This window comes from Veillonella sp., assembly GCF_032470285.1.
Classification (GTDB): Bacteria; Bacillota; Negativicutes; order Veillonellales; family Veillonellaceae; genus Veillonella.
In genome coordinates this window covers 34,097-44,466 of sequence record NZ_JAWEKP010000008.1, presented here as the reverse complement: position 1 = coordinate 44,466, position 10,370 = coordinate 34,097, and the positions used below count along the sequence as shown (strand labels likewise).

At 42.6% G+C, this 10,370-nt stretch carries 3 protein-coding genes; all 3 read right to left on the bottom strand.

What is annotated here, in order from left to right; translation table 11 throughout:
• Nucleotides 1–185: 185 nt before the first annotated feature.
• Entirely contained in the window at nt 186–8,618 is an 8,433-nt protein-coding gene (locus E7B10_RS08920; RefSeq protein ID WP_316055602.1) for a YadA-like family protein, read from the bottom strand.
• Between the two features lie 515 nt (nt 8,619–9,133).
• Nucleotides 9,134–9,274, bottom strand: coding sequence for a hypothetical protein (locus E7B10_RS08915; protein WP_316055603.1), 141 nt, complete (start codon nt 9,272–9,274; stop codon nt 9,134–9,136).
• Complete coding sequence (locus tag E7B10_RS08910; protein ID WP_399427933.1) at nt 9,264–10,208, bottom strand: inverse autotransporter beta domain-containing protein; 945 nt, start codon at nt 10,206–10,208, stop codon at nt 9,264–9,266. The genes E7B10_RS08915 and E7B10_RS08910 overlap by 11 nt, the downstream gene beginning before the upstream one ends.
• Nucleotides 10,209–10,370 lie beyond the last annotated feature (162 nt).

Here is a 10,370-nt window from a genome sequence, read left to right as displayed (position 1 = left end):
TGTTCTGGCATCATCAATCGATCTTGAGCCGCATCCGCTTGACCTACCGCGCATACACAAGCAAGTGCCAATACAGGCATAAATGTTTTGAATTTCATACTTCCTCCTTATGATGAGCCGCCCCGGAAAGGGCGGCTTTCACAATCCTTACATGAGTGGTTAAGAACTCGAATATTCAGATTCGATTATTTTGTAAGACCTGCTTGTTGCATCAACAATGCGATTTGAGCTTTCATTTCTTCATTATCGCGTTGTACTTGATCGTATTTAGCAGTTAACTCTAGGTCATGTTGTTTCATACGTTCATTTTCAGCTTTCAATGCAGTCACTTCATCTTGCAATACATACGCAGAGCTGATAGGGCCGGCTTTGTAACGTGCAGGAACCGCTTTCTTAGCGTCGGATGTACCAAATTTGTAGGATACGCCCGCATTAATCATGTTGTCATGACCGCCAAGAGATACGCCCATATGGAACATTGTAGATTCATTAGTATAGTGCGCCACGCCTACAGCTGCAGCTGTGCTGCCTTTATAGTGACCTACAGCAGCCAATACTTGAGTTGGTTCCAATGGATCATATTGTAAAGGTTTGAGGCCGGAAATAGCTGCACTAGTCGCACCTACATCAGCGATTTTACCATCCACACTACGCATAGCACTGCTCAATTGATTTACATTAACCGCATCAGTGCCATCTACACCAGGGCCAACATTAGTAATTCTATTACCACCGTTGTTAAGGCCGTCTTTAGTAAGGCTTACAGCATTACCTTGAGCAGGTGTAATTGTCACGCCGCCACCGTTCATAACAGTTGTATTACCAGCAGCATCTGTAGTAGTTACGGACTCAAGACCTTTCAAGTCTTTCGCCAACTTGATATTGTAACCATCACCAGCAGCGTTTTTCACAACACCGATATTGTTGTCTGCCAAACGGTTCACATCCGCACCGCCTTTAAGGTTCATAGTATCTCCCAATCCACGAACCACTTTACCGCTATCACCAGGTTGGTCACCTTGGAATACACGACCTGTTCTTGCTTTGTTATTGAAGTCGTCATTAACAGCTTTCAATTGATCTTCTGTTGCGGCACGACCAGGAACTGCTACAGGATTTTCAGGATCCCAAGTTTTGTTATCCAAACCTGTTACGAAGTTACCTTCTTTACCGTCAGAAGTTTGCTTGCCTACAACTACGTCGCCAGCTTTCACAGTATTTGCAGTTACGGAACCATCATTGCCGTCAATCTTAACTTGATTACCGCCGTTACCAGCTGTGATCGTACCTGCAGAACCGTCGATGTTAACTTGTTTTGCCGGATCTTGACCAAGAGTAATCTTATCATTTAATGCCATCTTGATGGCGCCGTTGTCAACGGAAGTTTTGATATTGCCGTCACCTTTCAAGTCGATTGTCTCGCCAAGAGGTTTCTTCACGGAGTTACCGTCTTCCGCTTTAAGACCGAAGCCTGTGGATTTGATGTCTTCAATAGCTGTATGCAATTGACCGCCGTTTACAGCGTCCTTGCTACCAACGCCAATAGTACCATCAGCCACATTAGTGATTTTCTTATCAGCCGCATCAATACCGTCTTTTGTTACCTTAGGACCGTTTTCAATAGTCAAACCGTCTTTATTGACAGTAACAGCTTTATTGCCGCCATCATTAATTTGCAAGCCGTCTTTAGTCAACTTAGTCGCTTCATTAGCGCCGTCCTTGATAGTAACGCCGTTTGTATCCATCTTAGTGTCGCCTGTTGTTACAGTCTTAGCTGTTACAGTATCTACAGTGATGTCTTTTTTCAATTCCACCTTAACAGCACCGCCGTCTACGGATGTTTTGATATTCGTGTCATCACCTTTAACCTTAACAGTTTCACCAAGAGGTTTCTTCACAGATTGACCGTCTTCTGCTTCAAGACCAAAGCCTTTAGTTTTGATGTCTTCGATAGCTGTATGCAATTGGCCACCGTTTACAGCGTCTTTGCTATCTTTTGCAACATTACCGTCTTGAACGTTTGTAATTTTATTACCAGCTGCATCGATGCCGTCCTTCGTCATGGAAGGACCATCAGTAATCTTCACGCCGTCTTTTGTAACAGCTGTCAACGGATTACCTGCTGCATCTTTAATAGTCATGCCTTCGCCGTTTACAACGGTTTTACCATTTGCACCGTTAGCACCGTTGTTGAAAGTAATGGAATTTAGGCCTTTAAGGTCTTTTGCCAAACGAACATTGAGAATGTTATCTTTGCTGATAACGCCGATATTGTTTTCAGTCAAATCAGCTTCGTTTGTTACGCCGCCCTTAATGTCCAATTGTTCATTAAGTTTTTTCTTGATAACGTCGCCGGAATCACCGCCGTAAGCCATACCGTCATCTTTGGTTGCCACTTGATGTGTCTTACCCTTTTCATCAGTGTATTTAATACGAGTGATTTCGTTACCGTTGAGGTCCGGATCACCTTTTTCAACAGAAATGTCAGCGCTACGGCCGTCTTTACCGTTAAGACCGATGTGACCTACGCCGTTTTTACCAGAAATAGATACGGCTTCTTTGCCGTCCTTACCAGTCACAGCTACCTTGCCGTCTGTACCGTTATCAGGACCTGTAATGGACACGCCGTCCTTACCGTCTTTGCCAACTTTCACGGATTCAGCTTTAAGGTTTTTATTCATCTTCACGTTGATAGTTGTATCACCAGATGTTTGGTCTTGTGTGATGAAAGTTTTAAGGTTTTCTCCGCTGTAATCTCCGTCAGCTGCCGTGCCTTCACCTTTAATAGTCACTTTGGAACCAAGCTTGTTAGTTTTTTCTCCACCTTGGTTAGCATCGAATTTCAAACCTTTATTAGTCAATGCGTCCGCACTATCTTTGATTTTGTCATTCAAGTAGTCCACATTAACCGCTTCGCTACCATCGTTGCCTGTAGCATATGCCACATTCGTTACGTGAGTACCGCCTTGTTTATTGTTATATGCAGGACCTTCGTAAGTTACCTTGGATTTATCAGGATTACCAGTAGGGTCCAAATCATACTTAACAGCACGGTCATTCAATTTATCAAGTTTGGATTTAGAAGCAACATCTTTAATTGTAACGGTTTCTGTTTGATCTGGATGATTCTTATCTTGTACAGTCAACGCTACATCGCCGTTCGTATCCACAGTGTAATCTCCATTAGAGCCAGCTGCTTGATTTCTAATCAAACGATAGTCAGTGGAGTTAGCACTTTGAGCATCCAACGCTTTTTTCAATTGATCTTCTGTTGCCGCACGACCGGATACAATCTTGTCTGCATCCCAAGCTTTATTATCAAGGCCTGTTACATAATTGCCTGTTTCGCTGTCGCCAGCTACGTTGTTAACAGTTTGACTACCCATAGTAGCGTCGCCTGCTTTCACAGTCTTAGCTGCAGTTACGGAATCAAGATTCTTAAGGTCTTTCGCCAATTGAAGTTCCAATTTGTCAGTTCCATCAGCTTTTACATTGATGTTACCAGCTGCGCTCTTGAATGTAGCAGACTCAGCTGCAGTTACGCCTTCACCTTGTACTTTCACTAAGGAATTCAATTTTTGTTTATTCACGGTACCAGAGTTGTTGCCGGTGAATTGTAAACCGTCCTCCATAGTCGCAACTTGATGCTCGCCGTTGCCATCAGTGTATACGATACGAGTAAGACCGTTTGTACCGTCTACACCTTTTTCGCCTTTAACGCCTGTAGCAGCATCGTTGTAACCAGGTTTCACGGACAAGTCGATACCATTAGTACCATTCACGCCGTTCGTTCCGGCAGGGCCTGTCAAGCCGATGTGGCCTACGCCGTCCTTACCGGAAATAGAAACTGCTTCATTACCGTTTTTATCAGTAACAGCTACCTTGCCATCTGTACCGTTCGCTGTATCAGGACCTGTAATAGATACGCCGTCCTTACCATTTTTGCCAACCTTCACAGATTCAGCCTTAAGATTTTTATTCATCTTCACGTCGATAGTCGTATTGCCTGTCGCCGCATCCTGTTTGATGAAAGTTTTAAGATTTTCACCGCTATAGTCAGCGTCAGCAGCAGTACCTTCACCTTGAATTGTAACAGTGGAGCCTAATTTGTTAGTTTTTACGCCGCCTACATTAGCATCGAATTTGAGACCTGTGTTAATCAAGTCATTCTTGGTATTCGTAATTTGATCGCCAAGGTCTTGTTTTACTTGATGTAATTGACCGCCGTTTACAGCATCTTTAGAGCCGGCCGCTACGTTACCATCTTTCAAGTTAGTAATTTTTGTACCGTTAGGACCTTCCAAAGTTACTGTATCTTTATCAGTATCACCGTCGTATTTCACGGAGCGGTCTTTTACTTTATCAAGTTCAGTTTTGGACGCAACATCCTTAATTGTTACAGTTTTAACGTCTTTGGATTTTTCATCTTTTACCTTCAAATCAATTTGATTATTAGTAACCTTATAGGAACCGTCTTGTGCATTATCTGGATTAGCGATTAAGCGATAATCCGTAGAACTTGCATTAGATGCTTTCAAAGCATCGCTAACCTTCTTAAGTTGGTCTTCTGTCGCTGCGCGTCCCTCTACATACGTAGGATCTGAAATGTCCCAAGTTTTATTATCTAAACCTGTTACAAAGTTACCAGTTTGGTTGCCACCTTTTTTATCCGCTACCGTATGATTACCTACAGTGGCAGTGCCTGCTTTCACAGTGTCGGATGCCGTTACGGATTGCAAGCCAGTCAAGTTTTTCGCCAATTGCAATTGTAATTTTGCATTGCCATCAGCGCCAACAGCCGCAGAAGTAACACCGATATTATTGCCTGTAGCAAGATCGGAAGCGCTTGTTACACCACCGTTGATGTCCACTTGTTTGTTAAGCTTAACATTGGATGTAGCACCCATGTCACCTTTGAATTTAAGGCCGTCGTTCAAAGTTGCCACTTCTTCGTTGGTGCCATCAGGTTTTTGGTATGTAATACGTGTTGTAGTTGTGCCAGGAGCGCCGTCTACACCAGGTTGACCGTCACGAGTAACGGAAATGTTAGTTGTTACACCGTCTTTACCGTTGATACCGATTTTACCGTCCTTACCGTTTGCACCAGTAGCGGTAATTGTCTCTACATTAAGGTTTTTACCAAGTTTCACATCAATTGTGCTATCGCCGTTAGCGTCTTGAGAGATTTCTGTAATGATATTGGAGTTATCCCCTTTAACTGCTACTTTGGAGCCCAATTTATTTGTTTTTTCACCGCCGTTATTAGCATCGAATTTCAAACCTTTATCGATAAGATCTTGCTTAGTTGTATCAATCTTATTGTTTAATTCATTCTTGGTATTTGTGATTTGGTCACCAAGATCTTGCTTAACTTGATGTAATTGACCGCCGTTTACAGCATCTTTAGAACCAGCTGCTACGTTGCCGTCCTTCAAGTTAGTGATTTTTGTACCGTTAGCGCCTTCTAATGTTACTGTGTCATGACCTGTGTTACCATCGTATTTCACAGAACGATCTTTTACCTTATCAAGTTCAGTTTTGGACGCAATATCCTTAATTGTCACAGTATTAACTGTACCGGATTTATCGTCCTTCACTTGTAAATCAACTTTATTGTTATCAACCTTATAAGAACCATCTGCCGCATTGTTCGGATTAGCGATTAAACGATAATCAGAAGCACTTGCGTTAGCCGCTTTCACAGCATCACTAACAATCTTAAGTTGATCTTCTGTTGCCGCACGGCCAGATACATAGGCAGGATCAGTTAATGTCCAATTTTTATTGTCCAAACCGGATACAAAGTTACCGTTCTGAGCAGCACTTTTGTTATCTGTTACAGATTGGGTACCCATAGTAGCAGTACCAGCTTTTACAGTTCTTGTAGCAGTTACCGTATTAACATTGATATCTTGACCCAATGCAACCTTAATCGTTGTATCGTCGCCAGTTTGTGTAATTGTAGTGTTGATGTTAGTACCATCACCAGCTACTGTTACCTTGGAGCCTAATTTATTTGTTTTTTCGCCACCATTATCCGCATCGAATTTCAAACCTTTATTAATAAGCTCTGTTTTTGTAGTATCAAGTTCTGTTTTAGACGCGATATCCTTGATAGTTACAGTTTTCTTATTCGCAGGATTTTTAGCATCTTGTACAGTCAAGTCAACTTTATTGCCAGATACAGTGTAAGCTTTATCAGCAGCACTGCTATTTTCAACTAATTGATAGTCAGGAGCATCTACGTCAACTTTATATGTTTTATATGTACCGTCAGTACCTTCTGTAATCGTTGTATTTTTACCAGCTACAACCTTTACGGCTTTTTGTGCTTCATCACGAATAACGGATTTACCACCGTCCGTAATGTTGGACAAGTCTTTATTTGCCGCATTGTCAATCTTGTTCTTAGTTGCATCAGTCAACGTCACATCAATTGTTTGGTTGTTAACAGATGTCGTAACATAAGAACCATCGCCTTTTACAGTCAATGTTTGGTTGTCCAATAAAACGTCATTGTTACCGCTGTTGCCGGCTACTTTCAAATTAACATTGCGCAATTGTGCCACGTTAACAGCATCAGTATCAGCTGTACCTGCAGCCACATTTGTGATTTGACGAGTTTTTGTACCGCCGTCACCTACGGACACCGCACCCATAGTGGAAGTCAACGCAGCGCCTGTCAATCCGCTATAGCCGTTTGTACGGCTGTCTGCAGTTTTCACATTATAGCCTGCTGTACCTGCTGCAACGGAAGCAACGGAGTTTGCACCCAATGCAACGCCATCATCTACACTGGATTTAGCTTTATAACCGATAGCCGTACTGTTCGTATTAGCTGCAGTCGCATCAGCACCGACAGCTGTCGCGAAATTACCTGCTGCGGAAGTACGTACACCAGCTGCTGTCGCGTTATTGCCTGTAGCACCTGTGTTATCGTAGTTCGCATCGGCAGATGTGCCTTTAGCACTGAAGAAATTCGTTTGCGCCGCTTCAACAGCTTCTTTTACCGTATGATACGTGCTGTTCTTGATATTGAAATCAGGCGCTTTATATGTAGAACCATTCGCTTCATAGCCCGTATATGTAGGACCTGCGATGGATTTTGCCAAGTTACTGTTTACAAATTTTAATTGTTTTACATTTGTTGCGTCAGTATCGTTTTCACCACCTGCTACGTTGATGATACGGCGTTCAGAACCTACGTTACCTACCGCAACTACACCGTTTGCAACATTGTTGTTTTGTTGATTAGTGAAAGCAGAGTAACCATTAACCAAGGCACCTCTTACTTCCGTACCAGTACCCAATGCCAAGGAATTATTGGATTCTGCAACGGCATTTGTACCGATAGCCATGGAGTTAGTACCTGTAACAGTAGCACCAAGACCGATAGCTGTCGTATTAGTATTGTTTGCTTTCGCTTCTTTACCGATTGCAATGGCACCATCTTTAGATGCATTAGCCGCACCGCCAAGTGCAAGCGCATCAGCACCCAAGGATTTTGCATTACCACCTAATGCGATAGAGTTCGATAATTTGGCTTGGGAAGAACTACCCATAGCAATAGCATCGGCACCAGCAGCATTAGAGCTACTACCCATGGCAAAGCTACTTACACCACTTGCATTGGCACTTTTACCCATCGCTACCGCATTTTGTGCGGATGATTGCGCCGTATTACCGATAGCAAAAGCATTCTCTGCACTAGCATTAGCACTATAACCCATAGCTACCGCATTGGCGCCACCAGTACTGGATGAAGAACCGAATGCCATAGAATCATCTGCACCAACTGCAGTACGAGCTTTCGTACCGAAAGCAAGAGAACGAGCCCCTTCTGTTACGGTATTACCATCGCCATTATATTTAGCACTTGGAGTACCATGTTGTTGACCAGGTAATTTTATAGTTTCTGCCGCACCGATTGCGATGGATTGATCCGCTTTTGCTGTAGCGGAGTAACCCATGGCGAAACTACCATTACCCTTTGCCCAAGATGCAGTACCCAATGCTGTGGAGAACTCACCTTCTGCAGCGGATTGACGCATCATAGCCAAGGAGTTAAAGCCGCTCGCCTTTGTAGCTGTACCAAGAGCCATAGCAGATGGTGATAAGGCCTGAGCATAATGACCTAAAGCAAAGGAAATACCACCTGTGGCCTGAGCATAGTTACCGATAGCTAAACCGGAATGATAATTCGAATTACCTGATTCTACAATATTTGTATGCGTACCGATAGCAATACCGGCAAAGCTATTTTCTGTATAGTTACCTCTATCTGTACCATTGTACAAATGACTATTATCAAATGGTGTCAAGTTCCCAGGATTTTGATAGTTATATAAATAACTACCTTCACTATAAGATTTCTTACCGGTAGCATAGCCAGCATCATTTACAGCATCAATAGTCATCGCAGCATAAGTAGCTGCATTAACCGTAGTAATATTACCACCCATTAATAATGCGGATACCGCCATAATCACACTCATGCGTGCCCAGGTTGTACCGCTTTGTACGGATTTTACCTTACCGCCACCTGTTTTTACAATTTCAGATACTACAACGTAGCATTTTTTTGTCTTACTCCAAATAACATTATAAATTCGATTCATGATTATCCTTTCTTACCGAAAACTCAGTAAAACACACCACTTGTGTTGCATAATATTGCAAAGATAATAAAAAGAATAAGTATAAAGATTAGTTATCATCTACACTTCTTACACCAAATATTAGTATTCCAAATTACGATCTGAATACTATAATTATTCATGATTCTTCATCATATACTCATCCACGGCAATACAATATCAAAAAATTTCTATCTTGTAAACAACTTTTTCATCTTTTCTTCATTTTTGTCATTTATTTATTTCTATTTTAATACTTTTTAATTTTAAGAAATAAAATCTTCATCTTTCCTATCAAAATTTACGATAAATCCACATATCGGAATATAACGATTATTGTAATTACGTAATCAATTTCATATTTTTAGACTTTTCAGTTTAGTACTTTCATAGATAAGATAATTTTATATACAGAAAAATTATCACCTACAGGTACACGAAAAAGCCGAGGCCCTAGAGCCTCGGCTTTCACAATATAAATCATATATATAAGTATTCTATTTTTTATTGACCCTTACACGTTCAATAGTTGGTTGTCCTTCATGATTCTTGGCAATAGTATCCACACGGAATAACGCCATTTCAGGACCAAATTCAGATATGAGTCGATCATCAACGACAACACTGTTAATCAACATACACCGTATGTTGACGACGCACATTTTCCAACATATTAGCACGAACCGATGTTTTTGTATCCGATCGATGGTTACCACCAAACCAAGCCGTATCGACACCGGCTAGACGGAACATGATTTTACCGTACGGACTGCCGTGCTCATGCTCCGGCTTGTTGTAGCCCATGTCCACGGAAATTCTCGGCGTGAGCTGCAACTCCGTGCCGATGCGCAAGCCATGCTTATCCGCACTGCGCCGCAACTGCCAACGATAGGCCTCCATATACACGCGCGCCCAACGGGCATTCTTGAAGCTAGTCCCGTACTCCGCAGTATATCCGTTAGACACATTTTCCATGCGTGTCGCACCATCAAGGGAACGCTCGCCAGACACACCGCGATACCAGTTCATGCGAAACGCACCGATCCCCGACACGTACTCTAGCCCAACACTCATGCGACCGTGATTGCCTCTGAACCGATGATCATAAAACAGATTGCCGCCGTAATAGTGTTCATCATTCGCCGCAATTCGACGATAGCCAACGCCTATATTCGCCGTCGTTCCTGTATCCGCTGCATTCGCCAATCGCTCCTGAGTAAACCAAACATGGCGAGATGTCTCATCATAATGACCTAACGGCTGCAATGTTTCCACACCGTACAAGGGCTTCCAGTTTTTCTGAAAGCGCAATGACAAGACGGTTCGCTGCATCCACGGTTTCGCCTTCGATCCGTGCATTGCGGAATGAACACCAGTCATGACCACCGCCTGCAACGCAGAGTTGACCGCATCCGTATCGGAATAACGAGTCGTCTTTTTATCCGTTGAGTCCGGCATCTCCAATCCGCCCTGACCGATGACATGATCTGGAGTATGAGACGAATTAACATGGAAGGTATCTGAGTCGTCAGATAATACGGCCTTACTTTCACTATGAACTTGTTTTACCATAGTCCCCTGCATAGGCTGCGCTGTTCTGTCCACCTGTTTTCCCAACACGGGCATAACGGACATACACAGGGCCACTACTAACACAACTATATATTTCATTACACACTCTTACGTACAAACACACTTTTCATTACGCACATAATTATTTATTTAATTATGTAC

Bases quoted from the DNA above. Each gene is read 5' to 3' on its own strand.
- E7B10_RS08915 (WP_316055603.1), bottom strand. From the start codon at position 9,274: ATGTTGATTAACAGTGTTGTCGTTGATGATCGACTCATATCTGAATTT.
- E7B10_RS08920 (WP_316055602.1), bottom strand. From the start codon at position 8,618: ATGAATCGAATTTATAATGTTATTTGGAGTAAGACAAAAAAATGCTAC.
- E7B10_RS08910 (WP_399427933.1), bottom strand. From the start codon at position 10,208: ATGGTAAAACAAGTTCATAGTGAAAGTAAGGCCGTATTATCTGACGAC.